This is a genomic window from Ruminococcus sp. RTP21204st1_B2_RTP21204_210225 (assembly GCF_040914135.1).
GTDB classification, from domain to species: Bacteria; Bacillota; Clostridia; order Oscillospirales; family Ruminococcaceae; genus Hominimerdicola; species Hominimerdicola aceti.
Map to the genome: position 1 here is coordinate 69,166 of NZ_JBCPGA010000009.1, position 18,901 is coordinate 88,066.

12 protein-coding genes are annotated in these 18,901 nt (G+C 33.6%); 11 read left to right on the plus strand and 1 reads right to left on the minus strand.

What is annotated here, in order from left to right:
* Window positions 1-23: 23 nt before the first annotated feature.
* On the minus strand, window positions 24-1,859 hold the full coding sequence (locus tag AB5123_RS05475; protein WP_337812163.1) for a hypothetical protein: 1,836 nt from the start codon (window positions 1,857-1,859) through the stop codon (window positions 24-26).
* A gap of 210 nt (window positions 1,860-2,069) precedes the next feature.
* Between AB5123_RS05475 and AB5123_RS05480 the strand changes: the two genes are divergently transcribed.
* The 11 genes from AB5123_RS05480 (at window position 2,070) to AB5123_RS05530 (ending at window position 18,707) form a co-directional block, all read left to right on the plus strand.
* Entirely contained in the window at window positions 2,070-3,554 is a 1,485-nt protein-coding gene (locus tag AB5123_RS05480) for a hypothetical protein (RefSeq protein WP_337671079.1), read from the plus strand.
* A gap of 433 nt (window positions 3,555-3,987) precedes the next feature.
* On the plus strand, window positions 3,988-5,130 hold the full coding sequence (locus AB5123_RS05485) for a phage/plasmid replication protein (RefSeq protein WP_368364592.1): 1,143 nt from the start codon (window positions 3,988-3,990) through the stop codon (window positions 5,128-5,130).
* 239 nt (window positions 5,131-5,369) lie between these two features.
* Entirely contained in the window at window positions 5,370-7,088 is a 1,719-nt protein-coding gene (locus AB5123_RS05490; protein WP_368364601.1) for a phosphoadenosine phosphosulfate reductase family protein, read from the plus strand.
* Between the two features lie 5 nt (window positions 7,089-7,093).
* The gene (locus tag AB5123_RS05495) at window positions 7,094-7,972 is read left to right on the plus strand and encodes a DUF4007 family protein (RefSeq protein ID WP_368364593.1); all 879 of its coding nucleotides are present in this window, start codon (window positions 7,094-7,096) and stop codon (window positions 7,970-7,972) included.
* Window positions 7,973-7,990: 18 nt separating this feature from the next.
* Window positions 7,991-11,575, plus strand: coding sequence for a hypothetical protein (locus AB5123_RS05500; RefSeq protein ID WP_368364594.1), 3,585 nt, complete (start codon window positions 7,991-7,993; stop codon window positions 11,573-11,575).
* Window positions 11,576-11,594: 19 nt separating this feature from the next.
* Entirely contained in the window at window positions 11,595-12,743 is a 1,149-nt protein-coding gene (locus tag AB5123_RS05505) for an aminotransferase class V-fold PLP-dependent enzyme (RefSeq protein WP_368364595.1), read from the plus strand.
* Between the two features lie 13 nt (window positions 12,744-12,756).
* The gene (locus AB5123_RS05510) at window positions 12,757-14,934 is read left to right on the plus strand and encodes a DEAD/DEAH box helicase family protein (RefSeq protein ID WP_368364596.1); all 2,178 of its coding nucleotides are present in this window, start codon (window positions 12,757-12,759) and stop codon (window positions 14,932-14,934) included.
* A complete protein-coding gene (locus AB5123_RS05515; protein WP_368364597.1) occupies window positions 14,927-15,088 on the plus strand; it encodes a hypothetical protein in 162 nt (53 codons plus the stop codon). The genes AB5123_RS05510 and AB5123_RS05515 overlap by 8 nt, the downstream gene beginning before the upstream one ends.
* On the plus strand, window positions 15,079-17,085 hold the full coding sequence (locus AB5123_RS05520) for an AAA family ATPase (RefSeq protein WP_368364598.1): 2,007 nt from the start codon (window positions 15,079-15,081) through the stop codon (window positions 17,083-17,085). The genes AB5123_RS05515 and AB5123_RS05520 overlap by 10 nt, the downstream gene beginning before the upstream one ends.
* Window positions 17,086-17,088: 3 nt before the next feature.
* Window positions 17,089-17,625 carry a hypothetical protein gene (locus tag AB5123_RS05525; RefSeq protein ID WP_368364599.1) on the plus strand — a complete coding sequence of 179 codons (537 nt, stop codon included), beginning with the start codon at window positions 17,089-17,091 and terminating at the stop codon, window positions 17,623-17,625.
* An 11-nt stretch (window positions 17,626-17,636) separates the two neighbouring features.
* Window positions 17,637-18,707: a sigma-70 family RNA polymerase sigma factor gene (locus AB5123_RS05530; protein ID WP_368364600.1), complete on the plus strand. Its 1,071-nt coding sequence runs from the start codon at window positions 17,637-17,639 to the stop codon at window positions 18,705-18,707.
* Window positions 18,708-18,901: the final 194 nt, after the last annotated feature.

Sequence of the window (18,901 nt, forward strand, 5' to 3'; positions counted from 1 at the left end):
TTGAAAATAATGTATAAGTTAAATCATTGCTTTTTCCGTTTGTTCCAGACTCCATACTGTTTTGGTAGCGGGAACATGCCCGGTTCACGCTTTTTAGGCTTTTTAGGCTTTTTATCTTCCGTTTCATCGGAACAAGGGGCATACTCTTTGAGCGAATCGGCGTTTATGTGATAAAACTTTTTCGTCCATTTGCCTTGCGATTTGCCCTGCTTTCTGATAGGGTATGTTCTGCTTCCGTCTTTTGACAGAATAAGCACATTTTCGTCAGCAAGGGCTTCACCTATGGACTTTGCAGAAAGCCTTGACGAAAAAATATTTCTCAATTCCTTGCCGCTGATGATAAAGCTTCCCTCAAGCTGGTTATCATAATAATGAGGGCCTTCATCTAAATAACGAGGATCTTCATCTAAGCGTATCGCGTTACGAAAATCCTTAATATCGTTAGAGACGTTTTGTGAATTTAAAATAGCGGCGGCTGCTTCCTCGACTATGTTTCGAGAGGAGGCATATTCACTGCTGCGGTTTTCAAGGTGACGCAATGTGTCATCTATCTGTGCTTCGATAGAGTTTTCGATAGAACGGCGCCTTGTGATCATTGTCATATCATCGTTCGAAACGCTTCTGATAAACTCACAAAATATATCGCAGGTGCAAAACAGTAAGGACTTTATAGCATAGTTTCGGTTAAAGCCCGAATACCTCACAGCCTTGCTTTTGTGATTTTTCACATCGCTAAGCCTGCTGTTTAGATTCTTGCTAAGTCTGTCATAGTTTTTGCAGACCCACTCGATAAAACACCGCACCATTTCAAGATACTGATCTTTATTACGGCAAAGCTTGTTGATCTCCTTCGGCGGTATCGGATCTTTAAGATTTACTACAAGACAGCGATTTAGCGTGCTTGAACTTTTAAGCAGATATTCACCCGTCACAAAAAGCATACTTTCATTTTTGATCCTTTTGCCGTCACGGACTATCTGCCCCGGAGTTTGAACACGTTTGAGATTTTCCGAAAGTTTCTGTTCGTTATTCTCTCTTTCTCTGTTGGAATCAGTGCCGCAGAGGTCGTCAATTGCCACGCAACAATGCTTGTACTCGAATATCTTGTCGATCTCGCTTTTATTGCTGTGCAGATTTATAATATTTGGACTGCCCTCGAAATAATCTACAAGCAGTTTGGTTATCGCAGATTTTCCCGAACCCGAATCGCCGTAAACGTAAGTGTTGAACTCAAATCTGCTTCTTTGCGATTCGTCTATAAGTGGCATTATGAATGGCGTAAGTGCCGCCATAAGCAATACGCCGGGTATATTATCTGAATCAAGAAAATCCGATACCCACGGCATAAATTCAGCATTTTGCGTTGACAGCGGGCGTTTAAATTTTGCGAGGGCTTCGTTCTGCGGTGCTATATCAACGCCTATACGTTCCGTATCGCCAATAATGCAGTTGCCAAGCAGGAAGACGTAGTGCGCATTTTGGTCATCACCTATTTTAAAGCGATTATACCCTTGGGTAAGAGAATATCTGATTCGGGGTTCCATATTAAGAATAGCCCCTTTAATAGTTCCCGACAAAAAATCGTTACATGTGCTTTCTCTTTTATTAAATTTGACCTCATTGCGAGGAATAAAGCGCATAGCTTTTTCAAGACCGATGTACGGAATTACCGCCGGGTAGGTTTTCTCGCCGACTTTAAATGCGACCTCTACATAGCAGTCACCTGAGGCAACTGTCGTCAATGACTTTACTTCGTAGTAATCGGTTATTTCTATAAGAGCGTTTGAAAAATGCTCGCCGTGATAGTAGATACCGTCCGGACCTGCTGAGTAGCCCCTGGGGTAATTTTTTATTTCCATAAGTAAGATCCTTTCGAATAATTTAATGTTCACATTATATCACCTTCTTTTTTATGTTGCAAATTCGCACTTTTTACACTTTTTACAGCTTCGGAACAATTTCAGCTATTTTGTATAATAAAAATGTGATATATTTTAGAAAAAAAGAGCCGACTTTTTTCTAAATAAAAATTTTTTATCCGTTTTTGTAATTATAGGGAGGTAATTGTGGTGGCAAAATCAAAATGTAAAAAAATCATAAATTTCAATGATCTAAGATGTGATAGCTTTGACAACACATTATGTAACATTTCTGAGGAAGAAAGATTTGATTTTTGGAATCTTTTGTATAATGATATGTCTCAGAAGATACTGATTACTCCGAAACATGATACAAGTAAAATATGTTGTGATTCGATTCGCGGTATTGTTCCCGTCATCAGCACAAGAAGATTTGAGTTTGACGACGACGCACACACGCTGGTGCCTTTAAAAAGCGAAAAAGATGTCGTCAAACTGTTCTTGAATATAATAAATAAGAAAAAAGCCAAAGATGCTAAGGGAAATGTTGAAAGAATCAAGGATGATCCGGAAAAAACTAAAAAAAATCTTTTTAACTTCATAAAGAACTATGGCTTCTTTTTCCATATTACAGATGATGAGTATATAGAGTATGGTAAAATGATCTGTTTAATAGAGCGATTCTCGATTCTCGTTGACCTGATCCATGAGATCTCGTTAAATCTAGATAATGATAATTATTATCAAACTATACTTGCACTTGTATTAAAATTATTGCTTTCTAAGCCGGTAGAAATAGAAATGCGAAACTATACATACAGATCCTGTGTGCATAACTATTATGATCTAATAAATGGTCCATATCATTTGAAAACAGATAGTAGTAGACTAGGGAGTTGGGGAACGAACAGTGACGATGATAAGTATGGTTCTTATGAAACAAAAATTAGCAACGATGAATTGAATGAAATATTTGAAGAGTGCTTTCCCGAAATTTCAGAAAAAGAAAACGAAGAAGCGGAGAATTCCAAGGAAAACAAAGAAGAATCTGATACTGAGATAATCGAAGCAGAGAATTCCAAGGAAAGCGAAGAAAAATCTGATCTTGAAAAGATTAAAGCGGATTTAAATATAAATGATGTAAACCACGTAGGTTCCCTTTATTATCAAAACAATGCGCTATTTTTTAATTTTGAAAATCTCGAAAACAATATAGATGATCTCAAAATTATTGTTTTTATGAAGCTGTATTTTGAACAAGTTGGGATAGTGAAGGGATGTATAGAAGAAGTAGCAGATATAGAAAATGTAACAGAAAATTGTGCAGCAGACAAACGTATAGTAACCCAACTAGAATATGTCGGCAAACCGGATTTGAAGAAGTTCACACCAAAGATGAAAGAAGCATTGATAATCATAGCTAAGAAGGTTATTTGCGATGAGATCGAGCATAACATAAAAAATATTAGACCGAGTTTTGACTTAGAAAAAGGACTTTCATTAAGGGTGAACACACTTTTGGAGGCGATGTATTATTCTTTATTACTGAATTATAAGCAAGGTCAGGGGTATCGACGCTGCACAAGGTGTTATGAATATTTTCTTATGTCATTAACAGACAATAAGAGAAAAAATTGTGGCAGCAGAAAGGATTATAATAATAAGAACTCTAAATCGCCCGCCTCCAATAAATAGAATCTTCTGCTTGATCTTACCATAAGCGAAGGACATATTATCGCAAGCAGCTAACATACTATATATGTAAATTATAAAATATACTGTAATTTTACTATGAAAAAATAAGTTTAAAAACCACAATGATAAGGGTTCAACCGTTACCATTGTGTTTTTTTCGTAAGTATTTCAGATTTTCTGTCTATATATAAATGGGAAACCGCTGCACCTTTTTTGTCATTTTTAGGATACCTCTCCCCCTTACCCCCATAATTCTTATTTCTAATTTTAGGGAGTTTTGATAGCTGGTATTATATAAATACTGCTTACTAAATAATAGTTGTAAGTTTAATATTTTTATATATTTGTCTGTGACATAAAATTCAAATAGCAAGATAACATGAAATTAATTTGACAAATATTTGTTGAAAATTAATTGTTAGGAGGTATTATCTTGAATATTTATTTCATAGATACGCTGGAACTTACTTACAGTTCCGACTTCGATGACATAATTAAACTAACTAAAAATTTTAAAATGGTAGACCCTAAAAAAGGGGCAGGTAATAAAGAATTTATTTCCACTGAATTAAGTGGCATGGGTATTATAATAAAAACAAGAAGAAGCAGTAAGGCTGAATTGTATAAAAACAGCAATAAGTACAAATTAGTACTTAAGATAAATCCTAATAAATTTTATAAGCCTTATATGAAGACTGAGCATATAAGCAATATTATAGAATTTTGCGATATGGTCGAGCGGTTGGATATGCAGATACAGTATTGTTTTAGCGGCTTGACGATAGATGACTTTGAGATCACGAGGGTCGATCTAACGGAGGATATTCACGGTATCCCTGAGGACAAAATTACTCAGTACATACGCATTATGCGTCAGCTTTATTTGACGCTTGGTTTTCATCACAACAAGAAGCTTGAGGAGAATACTGAGGATTTTGATCCTGACAGTTCATTCAATGCTGTCAATGACTCTAAAAAGGTAGAATTTGTTGTATATAATAAGGGTCACGAAGTTCGCAGTAAGAAGAACAGCAGTGATGAACAGAAAGAACATTACAAAGACACGATGCGTGTTGAAGTGAGGTGCAGGAAAAAGTTTGCGGACAAGCTTTCCGAGAAAGCATACACGGCTCAAAAGCTGGTGGAAATTTACCGCATGAGAATGGAGGTCATAAGAGATGTTTTCGATGACGTTTTTGTGCTTAACAAAGACAGTTGTTTTATATCGCCCTACTGGCAGAAAAAACAGATCAAAAAGTACGTTTCAGGCAAGACAAAGCTTGGCGAAAAGATGAATGATTTTTCAAAGCAGCTTGCGCACGCTTCACGACCTACTATGGAGAGCGTGATAGAGAACAGCGAAAAATGTCAGCGGTCAGTTTCAAAGCTGCTCAGCAAATTTGAGGATATGGGCATTTCATCGGTTACGACAAGCGACAAGGGAACTCCGTTTTTACAGTCGCTGAACACGCTTTTTGGGTTTTCTCCGCCGAGTGAGGAGGAAAAGGCGTTGTATGAATACATACGCAGGAAGTCTAGGGGGAAGGAGGTGTTTTGGTATGGTGGAGATTTGTAGGGATCAAAGGAAGGATCCGTCTGAGATAAGCGAAATGAGGAATACAGGCTTTTCTAAATAGCTCATAGTCATTTTTCTTTAATTGGTAGAAATTTTTGTGGCTTGCCAAAGTTGTTTCTACATACAGATCATTATATGATTATTGTTAAAGTTGCACTAACATTAGCGAGCTTGCACTTGACATTTTAAACAATTTGTGTTAAAATATAATAAATATGTGCAAGAATCGAGTGAAAAAAATGTGGTGTGACAAATGCAAGCATGAAACAAATTCGGAATTTTGTGAATTGTGCGGTGACAAAACTGAAGCTGTTATTCCAACTGAGGTTTATTGGTGTAATCAATGCAAGACACCAATTATTATAGCCGTAAATGAAAAACAGAATTGTGAATGCCCATTATGTGGAGGTCAAATTAATTATTTATCATCCGATTTGCGCCCTGTGTTTCCTGAAGAAAGATTATTAATTGAAATACTCTTAGATGAGCCTATGAAATATTGTGAAACTTCAGTATGGGCAAACAATAATAGATATTACTTTGATGGAAAGCCTTTTGCTATAACGTCAAAACATTACAAAAAATTCTCGCCTGAATACATCAGAGAACAATTGCAAAAATTCAGCAAAGAAAACAATTATGATTACTTTAAGGGCATAATTACTAAATTTATTTGCGCAAATAAGGAAAGGCTAAATTACATAATAGATGAGGCACATTCTTTCATAAAAAAAGAAGCTGAAAAATTTCCTATAGAAAGTGTTGTTCTTTCTTTTTCCGGTGGAAAAGACTCAACTGTAACTGCGGATTTAGCTGTAAAAGCCCTAAGTGAACCGAGTTTAGTTCATATTTTTGGAAATACAACCCTTGAGTTTCCCTCTACCATAGAATATGCTGAACGATTTAGAAAAAATAACCCTAAAGCAATATTTAGAATAGCAATGAATCGCGAACAGGATTTTATGTCTGTATGCGAAGATATTGGTCCTCCAGCAAGAATGATGAGATGGTGCTGTTCAATGTTTAAGACTGGACCTATTACACGTATACTAAATCGCTATTATCGTGATGAAAATATTCTTACATTCTATGGAATAAGAAAGTGTGAATCTGTAAGCAGAAGTAAATATAACAGAGTGGAAGATGATGCAGAATCCGTAAAAATTCAAAAGCAAAAAGTTGCTTCTCCTATTTTCTATTGGATGGATATAGAAATTTGGCTATACCTATTGGGCGAAGATGTTGATTTTAATGATGCATATCGTTTGGGATATGATCGCGTCGGATGCTGGTGCTGCCCTAATAATAATGAACGAGCGCAATTTTTATCATCTATATATATGCCTGAACAATACAAAAAATGGAGAGATTTTTTAATTGATTTTGCTAAAAGAATAGGTAAACCTGACGCTGAAGTTTATGTTGATACAGGAAAATGGAAAGCCCGACAGGGGGGGAATGGAGTCAAAGCAGCAGATGACGTAAAAATTCGATTTACTAATTGTACAGCAGAAGATAATGCAAAGATTTATAGATTGAATCGTCCACTGAATGATGAATTTTTAAATATGCTAACACCATTTGGCCGCGTTTCAAAAGAGCTTGGAAGAAAGCTCTTAAACGAAGTTATAGTACTTGACGTGAAAAATAATGTGCCAATTCTTTCGATTCAGCCTTTTCAACAAGCTGATTATGAATATTCGGTAAAGGTTAAAACTATGAATGTAGCCAAGCATGAGGACTTGCAAAGAATGGTAGGATACCAAGTCCGAAAATTTAACGCTTGTAGAAAATGTCTTAAATGTGAGTCACTTTGTAAATTTGGTGCAATATCAATATCTGGTGGAATTTATCGTATAGATGAGAATAAATGTAAACGATGTAAAATGTGTGTAACAGCAAAATATCTTGACGGCGGTTGTCTTATGGATAAATATTTAAAAACTAAAGAGGATTAGTAAATATGAAATTTAGAGGTCATGAAACGTTTGCCATTAGAAAAGGTTGGCTTAATAAAGGAATAAAGAATATAGAATTAAATTCTGGGGTTTTTCTTGGTGATGCTGGAAATCCAATGGATGTATTGGGCATTGGTGCGAATATGGTGAAAGCCTTAAGATATTGGATGATTGCTACAAAAATCGCAGATGAACCCCATTCAGGTAAGAGAAAACAGAGCCTTACTGATATTGGTGCCACAATTTATAGAAATGACCCCTATTTTGAAGAGATAGGATCACTTGCTCTTGTTCATTATGGATTAGCTTCGAATGAAGGAGATGCAACGTCCTGGTATATTTTTTTTAATGAATTTGATTATATCGAATTTTCAGAAGATGATTTTCAAAGTCATGTAAAAAAATACGTCCGTATGTCAGGAAACAATCTACCAAGCGAACGCTCAATATCAGATGACTTTAAGTGCATTATAAATACATATTATTCAAAACCAAATAGCAATAATAACCCAGAAGATAATATCGAAAGTCCTTTAGTAGAGTTAGGCCTAATAGAATATCTTTATAGTAAAAATAATATCCGCTTATATAAAAAAGTGATGATAAAAGAAGAACTTCTTCCTGATTTAATTGCGTTGGCTATTATACTAAATAATGCAGATGGTAAAAAAGAACTTAAAATAAGCAGCTTATTAAGAGGAAAAAAATCCATAGGAAGAATCTTTAATCTTGATATGGTAAGAATAATTAATATTCTTTATAGACTTGAAAAAACAGGTTATGTAAAAGTGGTAAGAACTGCAGGATTAGATATTGTTGAAATTCTTACAGATATGAAATATATTGACTGCATTCAACTTTATTACGATAAATTAAACCAATAAGTGAAATAGGTGTTACTTATGAGAAATGAAATGATTGAAATTTCAAAAGGATTTCAGTCCTCTGTTAATATAGAATATGACTTTAATGATAAAAAGATAATAAACGCTTTTATTCCTACAAATGCTTGCCTTGATATTATTAATAGTATTATGGTGAGTACTGATGAATCTACAAATACTAGAGCAAAAATACTTACGGGAGCATATGGCAGGGGTAAATCTCTTTGTGTTATGATTGCTTTATCTATTCTCTTTAATTCCAATATAGATTTTAAACCTCTTATTGGAAAGGTAAAAAAAAGCAATGAGGAATTAGCTCAAAGAATAAAAAATTATATATCTGCAAACAAGAGAATGTTGCCTGTGATTATAAGTGGAAATGGCGGAAGCATGACACAATCGTTCTTAAATGCACTTCAAAAGTCATTAAGACTTAATGATTTAGATGATATTATGCCAGAAACTCATTTTCAGTCTGCTATTAACAATATAAAACGATGGGAAAAAGATTATCCAAATACTTTTGCAAAATTTAGTGACTTATTAAATGAGCCAGTCAGCCGTTTTATTGATAGGCTTGCTGAAAATGACGTTAATGAATATAAAAAGTTTATAGCTTTGTATCCGGATCTTTCCTCAGGCGGCACTTTTAATCCATTTTTCAATGGTGATGTTGTTGATATTTATGACAACGTTAATTATGAGCTTAAGAAAAAGGGCTTTAGCGGTATTTTTATTGTTTACGATGAATTTGGTAAATATCTTGAATCTAATATATCGTCAGCAAATGATAGTGAAACTAAGATGCTTCAAGATTTAGCCGAAAAATGCAACCGATCGTCATCACAGCAACTTCACCTTATGCTCATTTGTCATAAAGATATTTCTAATTACATTGACATGAATCTTCCTCAGGATAAAGTCGATGGTTGGCGCGGAATATCTGGAAGATTTGAACATATTAATCTAACGAATAATTTTTCACAAATGTATGAGATAATTTCACATACTATCAAAAAAAATGAATACCTGTGGAAAGCATTTCGAAGCAAAAATGAATCTATTTTTTCATCTCTCTATACCATATATAATAATTCGCCAATGCTTAGTGGTAAAGAAAACCTTGTGATAGAAGGTTGTTATCCTTTGCATCCGGTTACTACATTTGCCTTACCAAGACTTTCAGAACGTGTAGCTCAAAATGAACGAACCCTATTTACTTTTTTAAGTTCAAATCAAAAAAATACATTAAGACAGTTTGTAGAAATTAATAAGGATGAGTTAGCCTTTATCACACCTGATTATCTTTATGACTATTTTGAAAATGAACTTCGCAAGGAATTGAATTCTTCTGATATACACAAGGTATATTCTTTAGCTACTAAAATCCTTAGAAATTTCAACCCTGACTCTCTTTCGGCTAAGATAATAAAGTGTATTGCTGTTATCAATTTCGTACAACAGTTTGAACGATTAGCTCCAACTACAGATGTTATATGTAATATTTACAGTATTGAGTATGATTCAAAGGAAATAATTGATTGTATACAGAATCTTATTGATGAACAGTATATCCTGTATAGAAAGCTTAGCAATAACTTCCTTTGTTTAAAGGAAACAAGTGGCATTGATATAAAAGAAGAAATTGATAAGAGAACACTGTCTATTATATCGAAAAAAACAGAACAAGAAATAATTGAGGAATGTGTAAACGTAAAATACCTGTATCCGATCGCATATAACAATGATAAATGTATCACAAGATATTTTGAGATAAAATACGTAACCTTGGGAAATTATGTAAAGGACGCAAAAAAAGATATGCCATTTGAAATTGCAGGTAAAGTTTATGCTGTGTTCAACTCAGAAAATCAACCTTTTGATGATTTTATAAGCAAAATACATAAAAATCAATCATTAAATAGAAGACATATTACAGTTGTTCCTAATTTTGAAACTGCTGTTACTTCATCTTTTGCAAAATATCTTGCAATAAAGGAATTGAGAGAAGCGGCTGTAAATGATTCTGTGCTTTTTGATGAATATTCACTTTATCTCGATGATTTTAGTGAAATAGTATCAAACTTTATTATGTCATATATTTCGCCAGAATACCAAAAATCAAAGTATTATTATGAAGGCAAAATTCTGAACATAAAACGAAAATCACAATTAAGTGATCAGCTTTCAAAAATCTGTGAAACAATTTATCCGTTAACGCCTATTATAAATAACGAATCGTTAAATAAAGACAAGCTTCCAAGTGTTGCGATTAATAGCAGAGCAAAAATACTATCTGCACTTCTTGAAAATGAAGAAGTATTTGAAAACTTAGGTTTAAGAGGTTCCGGACAAGATGTTTCTTTTATGAGAAGTACTCTTGTTCAAACAGGGGTATTAGTTTGCAACGATGGAAATTACAGCTTGAATCTAATGCCACATGATGCTAACCTTGCTAATGTACTTGGTATTATTAAAGCGTTTTTTAGAAGCACAATTGAAAAAGGTGAAAAAACATTTGATAAATTATACGATGTTCTTATTAATCCTGAACATGGTATAGGATTAAAAAGAGGAGTTATCCCTATATATATTGCAGTTGTTTTAAATACTGTAAAAAAGGATCTTGTTTTCAAACAAGCTGGTAATGACATAAGATTGACTTCAGATTTATTAAACGCAATAAATGAAAAACCTGAATTATATTCAGTTGTGATGGAAGATTGGGATAACAATAAATCTCAATACATAAAGACTCTTGACAACATATTTTCTGATTATATTTATGAAAAAGATAAGAGTTATAATAGTTTTTCATACATTGTAAACGCCATAAACAGATGGTATCTTTCTTTGCCTAAATGTTCAAGAGAAATGACAATTATCTATGATACGGAAAGGCCACTTTTTCAAAATGATCTGAGGTTTATAAATAGTCTAAAGAAACCGATTACTAACTCGAGGGATTATCTTTTAAATACATTGAGCGAAATATACGGAATTAGACCTAATGAAAACCTTGCCAATGAAATTGAAAGAGTTAAAAATTTATTTGATGATAGTAAAAATTCTCTTGTGCGTTATATTGTAAATGTGACATATGAAATATTTGGTAGCGGTGGGGATGAGACTTTCAATTCTGCGCTTGTAGAGTGGTACGAGAAACTAAAACCAGAAACAACACAGCATTTATTTGCGAATAATGAAAATGCTATTCTTAATCTTATTTCGACCATTACAAACGATGAATTTTTATTCGCTGAAAGAATAGGAAAAGCTATTACAGGTTTGCGCTTGAATGATTGGAATAATACTATTGCTCAAAATTTCCGAGAGTTATTTACAGCATTTAAGGAGTCAATAGAAGCTTTTGATAAACAAACAGGCAACAAATCAAATAATACCACACAGCAATTCACAATGATAATTACTGATAATGATGGAATTGAAAGGACGAGATATTTCGAAAAGGTTAAATATAGTAGTAGAGCAAATTTGTTGTATCAGGACATAACTGCTGCTATTGAAGAAATGGGACAGTCAATTACTGAGCAGGAAAAGAGACAGGTTTTAATAGATATTTTATCAAAACTATGTGAGTAATAGAAGGAAGGTGTGGGTTATGGAAAACTTGGCGTATTTTGATAATGCGGCAACAACTTTTCCAAAGCCAGAATGCGTATATACGGCTATGGATGCATTTGCAAGGACTAATGGCGTTAGCTTGGGGCGTGGACAACATGTGTTATCAGCAAGTGCAAGTGCTCTCGCTGATAACACGAGAGAGTTACTACTAGAGCTTTTCCACTGTTCTAATAAAAAAGTGGTTTTTACAAATACTGCAACAGAAGCCCTAAATATCATAATAAAAGGTATTAGTGTACCAGATGGAGCAAATGTATACATATCTCCATTTGAGCACAATGCTGTTACTCGTACTCTGAATTACATATCTCAAAATACTGATTTTAATTTGATTCAACTTGAAACAGATTCAAAAACTTTAATGCTAGATCTTGACAAGATCAAATCGCAATTTGTTGAGCAGGCACCTTTTTGTGTTATTGTAAGTCATATTAGTAATGTAACAGGTTCTATAGCACCAATTGAGCAGATTTTTTCATTAGCAAAAAAATATAAGGCAATAACAATTGCCGATATGTGTCAAAGTGCTGGATTATTAGATACTGATATTAGTAGTAATAACTATGACTATGTGGTATTTGCTGGACATAAAACATTATATGGGCCACTTGGCATTTCCGGATTCATAAGCGCATTTCCTCAAAAATTAGATCCGATTATTATAGGCGGCACCGGGGTTGAGTCGGCAAATCAATTTATGCCTGAAGATATACCAATTAAATACGAAGCTGGAAGTCATAATACTACAGCGATTGCTGGATTAAATGCTTCGCTCAAATGGATATTAGAAGTCGGTATAGATACAATTCGTCGAAAAGAGCAAGAAAATTACAACAGGTTATGCGATATTCTTGATAAACAGAACAATATCAATTATTTTAGACCGACTGACCACGCTGGAGTTGTGTCATGTTTATTCGATGGATATAGTAGCGATGAAATAGGGCAAATATTAAGTCAAAACAATATAGCTGTCAGGACAGGATTACATTGTTCTCCGTATGCGCACAAATATATAGGTACATTTCCCGCTGGAACAGTAAGATTTAGCGTTGGTTTTTTTAATAATGAGTCAGATTTTGAGAAACTAAACGAAATCCTTAACTATATAAATGAAAATTCATAGGGGATAAAAAATTATGAGTTTAAAAGATATAGACGTAAAAATAGAATATCGTTCACTTTTACATAACATAGCAAATGATTTTTATATTCCTGTGCTAAATAAAGCGGTTAGTTATGATAGAGCAGTCGGTTTCTTTTCATCTTCTATTTTAGCAAGCATTTCAAACGGTATAGATGGATTAGCAAGAAACGGAGGTGAAATTAGGCTTGTCACCTCCCCGTATTTGTCAGAAAAAGACAAAGAGGCAATTCGTAAAGGATATGAAAATAGACATGAAGTAGTTAAGAATGCACTTTTAAGAGAACTGCGTGAACCACAAAACGATATTGAACAGGAACAACTAAATTTACTTGCTAATCTAATCAGTGATGGTATACTTGATATAAAAATTGCTTTTACTGAAGACACAACAAAACTGGGAATGTATCATGAAAAGCTAGGATTGATAAGAGATAGTGATGGCAATGTAATTGCATTTTCAGGTTCAATGAACGAATCCGAAAATGCATTAAGTGCGAATTATGAAACGATAGATGTTTTTTGTTCTTGGAAGGGAGATCAAGAACGTATTGCAGCAAAGGAAAATGCGTTTCAATCAATTTGGAACGACACAGAGCCGAACCTTGTAGTTTTGGATTTTCCTGAGATCAAAACAGAAATTATAAATAAATATAAACGTGAAAACCTTGATTATTCACATTCGCCTTCTTATTATAGAGAGCTAATAAAATATACTATTCCTGGTGCAAAAATTCCTGATGGATTTGTGTTTCATGACTACCAAAAGAAGGCGATAGATACATGGGTACACCATAACTATTGTGGCATATTTGACATGGCAACGGGGACTGGTAAAACATATACAGGATTGGGAGCAATTTCAAGATTAAATATAGATTTGAGAGGACATTTAGCTGTTGTTATAGTTGCTCCTTATCAACACCTTGTTGAGCAATGGGTCGAGGATATAGAAAAATTCGGAATGAAACCGATTATTGGCTACAGTTCTTCTAGTCAAAAGGATTGGAAAAATAGGCTTGAAAATGCAATAAGACGACAGAAATTGAACGTAAAAGGAGCGGAATTCTTTTGCTTTATATGTACGAATGTAACTTATTCATCAAAATTCGTCCAGGAAACTATAAACAAAATTAAAGGTGATTGTCTTTTAGTAGTTGATGAAGCTCATAACTTTGGAGCGATAAATTTACGAAAATACTTAAATCCTATTTTTAATTACAGATTGGCACTTTCTGCAACGTTAGAACGACACAACGATGAAGCAGGAACAGAAGCGTTATATTCCTACTTTGGGGATAAATGCATTGAATACACACTTGAAATGGCAATTGATAATGGTTTTTTGACTAAATACCATTATCATCCTATCTTTGTGAATTTAACTGATGAAGAGCTTACAGATTACTATAAGTTAACAAAATCCATTCAACAGTGCATAAAAAAAGGCAAAGATGGTAAATACACTATTACAGAACAAGGAAAGCGTTTAACTTTAAAACGTTCAAGACTGGTTTCAGCTGCTCAGAATAAACTCTATGCACTTCGACAAGAAATTAGCCCATTTGTGGCTGAAAATCATATACTTGTTTATTGTGGATCGGCCTCATTAAAAGATTTTCATAGTGATACATACCCTGTTGATGAGGATGAAATAAGGCAGATTGATGCTGTTACAGATTTATTGGGAAACCAACTTAACATGAGAGTGTCACAATATACATCAAGAGAAGATATTGAAGAACGAAAAATACTAAAGGAACAGTTTGCTAACGGCGACATTTTACAAGCGCTGATAGCAATTAAGTGCCTTGATGAAGGCGTAAACATACCAAGTATCAAAATTGCTTTTATTTTGGCAAGCACAACCAATCCAAAAGAATATGTTCAAAGACGCGGTAGAGTACTAAGGTTATACGAGGGAAAACAGTATGCTGAAATATACGACTTTATTACTTTGCCTCAAAAACTTGGAAATGCCTATTCTGCAACTGAGGCTGAACTAAAAATAGGTCTGGAACTTGTACGAAATGAGTTAAAAAGAGCTTTTGAGTTCGCAAGGCTTGCTGATAACTATGTTGAAGCTGATTTGAAACTTAAAAGAATAAGAGATGTTTATAATATTACTGATGAAATATCAGAGATTAGGGAGGATTTTGATTACTATGACTAAAAATGACATTCCTATTGATGAAAAAAAGACAACCAATATCCTTAGACAGATTATCATTGAAGAAGGTAAAAATATTGGTTCAAAGGGTATTTCTGATTCAGAAATGGTGAAGAAAATCAAGAAAATTATTGAGGAGGAAGTTGAATGTTATTAAATGAAATTACTCTAAAGAACTTTCGTCAGTTTAGGGGAACCCATAACATTAAGTTTTCAGTTGATCCTCAGAAAAATGTGACGGTTATTATGGGCGAAAATGGTTCGGGTAAAACAACTCTTGCACAGGCTTTTACTTGGTGTTTGTACGGCGAAACAGATTTTAAGACAAAATCTGTATTAAATTTATCGTACGCAAATGAAATGCCTGAGGGTGATGCAACAAAAGTTGTTGTAGAACTGAAACTCATACATAAAGAAATTGAATATACAGTGGTAAGAAGTCAGGGTTATGAAAAAGAAAGAACTGGCGATATAAAATCATCACCAACAAGGGTAATTATTCATTATAAAGATAAAAATGGTCAAACCGAAACAGTAAAAGAGTCACAAACGAATTCCAAGATAAAGGAAATACTTCCAAAAGAGCTCTCTCGCTATTTTTTCTTTGATGGTGAACGCATTGACAAAATGAGTGATGAAATTCAATCTGGCAAAAGTGAGGAATTCGCCACTGCTGTAAAACGGCTGTTGGGATTAGATACGTATTCTGAAGCACTAAGGCATATTGGTGGTGATAAAAGAGCGGGCAGCAAAAGTTCTGTAATTGGAAGTTATAATAGCGCCTTTGATGCAAGTACAGACAGTAAGATTGCTTCCTATTCGCAAAGATATGATGAGCTTCAAGCAGATATTAGCAAACTAGAATCAAGGAAAGAAGATATAGAAACGCAGTTACCCATGATAGACACTGAGTGTGAAAAACTTAGCGAGAAAATTGCCATTAACAAAGATGGAGAAAGATACCAGAACGAATGTAATCGTAAGAGAGAAGAGATCAAAAGGAATAATACTTTTATAGATGCATCATCGGAAAAAATTTTATTATCGTTTAGGAATAATTACAGGTACTTTTTTTTTAAAAAACTTGTGTCAGAAGCACTGAGTGTTCTTAAAGATGCTAATAAAGTAGATAAGGGAATACCAGATATTCATGCCAGAACAATCGATTTTTTGGTAAAAAGAGGTTTTTGCATTTGTGGAAATGAGATTTGTGATGGTAGCAAAGAACTGAAAGCTTTACAGGACTTACTTGCTTATATTCCACCTCAATCACTTGGAACAATGATAAGTGCTTTTTCAAATGAGTGTAAAAATAGAACAAGAGGAGGCGAGAATATTTATGAAGCTATACGTGACATTCTTGCCGACGTTGAGGCAAGAAAAGTAGCCAACGAAGATTTACAAGCCGAGATTGTCGAACTCGAAAATTTAATAAAATCATTTGAGAGTATTGGGCAATACCAAAAAAGATTAAACTCTTATAAAGAGGATAAAATAAAAAAACAATCTGAATTAAATAATATAAATACTCAGATAGGCAGTCTTACAAGGGAGAGAGATAGACAAGAAACAGAGCGAAATAAACTTGCATTACAAAGTAATGATAATAGAAAAATTGCTGTTTATAAAGCATATGCTGAAAGGATTTATGAAATTTTGTCACATGATTATAGTGAGCGAGAAAAGGAAGTCCGTTCGCAGCTTCAATCGGCAATTAATGATATTTTTAAAAGCATTTACAAGGGCGGATTGTCACTTGAAATTGATCACAAGTATAATATTCATACAATAATTTCAGATGAAAGCGCATACAGTGGTATAATGAATGATACATCTACAGCTCAGAGTATTTCTGTTATTTTTGCCTTTATTGCAGGTGTTATAAAAGTGGCACGTGATGCAAATAACAGCAACAATTATGATTTGTCAGCAGAAGCATATCCACTTGTGATGGATGCACCACTGTCTGCATTTGATAAAAGAAGAATTCAATCTGTTTGTGAAACACTGCCTAGTATTGCTGAACAGGTAATAATTTTCATTAAAGATACTGATGGTGAAATTGCGGAAAAGTATATGTCTGGTAGAATAGGAGCAAGTTTTGAGTTTGATAAAAAATCAGAAACCGAAACTTGTTTTAAGGAGAGGGGTTAAAGTATGTTTGACAGAGAATATTCTTTTAGAGGAAAACACTCTGAAATGGTTATAAAATTAACGGGCGAGTTTACTTTGACAAGTGAAGACGGAACAAATGTGAAAAAGCATTCTTTGTTTAAGAGAAACTTTGATGTATACCTGCTTGCTCCAATTGTTGGTTTTTTATATAATAGAAAAGCAGATATTGATACAACACCTCAAGGTGGATCGACCAAAATATGGGCGGATATACAGATGAATAATTCTGATGATTTAAACTTTAACTATAAATTAATTATGCTATTAGATAAAGAAAATGAACCGGATCCCGAAAAAAGAATAGATAAAGTTTTCAGAGGAATAAAAAACGAGGCAGATGAGCAACTTTATAATAGCTACGTTCTTGGAGGTGTAGAAGTTTTATACGAGAACTTAATTGATAAATCTTCTGATTATATTGCAAATTTATACGATTTTCTTGAAACGTTTGAAAACAGATATAATACTGACGTAAATGTGGATGATGTTCTTAAAATGGCTCGAAAATTATCATATTAAAGGACTTAACAATGAGCAATAAAGATCTAGCTGTTCAGAATCTTCAAAAAACATATGATAAAAATGGTTTTATTACAAGCAATAATATTTACGATGTTTGTGATGAATTAAATTTATCAATTTTTGACACAGACTATGTAATGAATAGAATTCTATATTTGGGGATTCTTATAACAGACACTGCAGATAAAAACGATAGTTTTGAAATAAACGAAGAAACTGTAGATTATGCTCAAGTTGATTACAACAAAATCTATAATTATTTTCTCTCTAATTATCCTAATATGAAATACATAATAGATACCATAAAGTCTGTTTTACCTATACAACATGGAGAAGTTAATAAACTTATTACTCAAATTCGAAGTGGAAATAATCAGGCAAAAGAAATATTATTTCGAAAAAATATGCGAGCTGCATTAAAGGCAGCATACAACTATAGAAAAAGGACAACAATTTCTTTAGAGGATATTTTTCAAGAGGCTTGTATTAGTATTTTAAAAGCTATAGACTTGTATAATCCTTATGAACATTCTAATTTTACTACATATTGTTCAAGATGGGTAATGCAAAGAATTGATAGATATATAGCTGATCATGAAAGTTTTATTAGGATACCGGTGCATGCTCAAAATCAGATTAATTTTATTGAAAATATTGTTTCAGAAAATTTTTATGAAAATGAGTCCCAGTTAATAAAACTCATAACGACCAAAACTGATTTGACGTACAAACAAACACTAAACATATTGAAGGTTTTTGGGGTAAAGGAAAACAATTACATATACGATAGCTTTGAATCCCTTGATGAAATTAATATTGTAAGCGATGATGATATAGAAGAACAAATTACTGATATTATAAAAACTAAAGAAATATATGCTGCACTCAATCAATTACCTAAAAGAGAAAGAGATGTTTTGTGCATGAGATATGGATTATTATCAGGTCATGAATACACGCTTGAGGAAATAGGTGATAAAATGGATGTAACTCGTGAGCGAATACGTCAAATTGAAGCAAAGGCATTGAGAAGATTACGCAATCCATCTGTGTCAAAAAAATTATACGAATTTTATTAGATAAATTAATAGTATTTTAAATCTTGTAAGATCACCCGCCCCTGTACTGAAAAACACAGTACAGGGGCTCTTCTTTTTTTACCTCTTCCTCAAAAACTCAATAACACTAAACTGTAACCGCCTAATAACATACCGCCCCTAAATAAAAGATCCCCAAGCTGCGGTTCGAGGATTACTCATGTTGCTTTACAGAT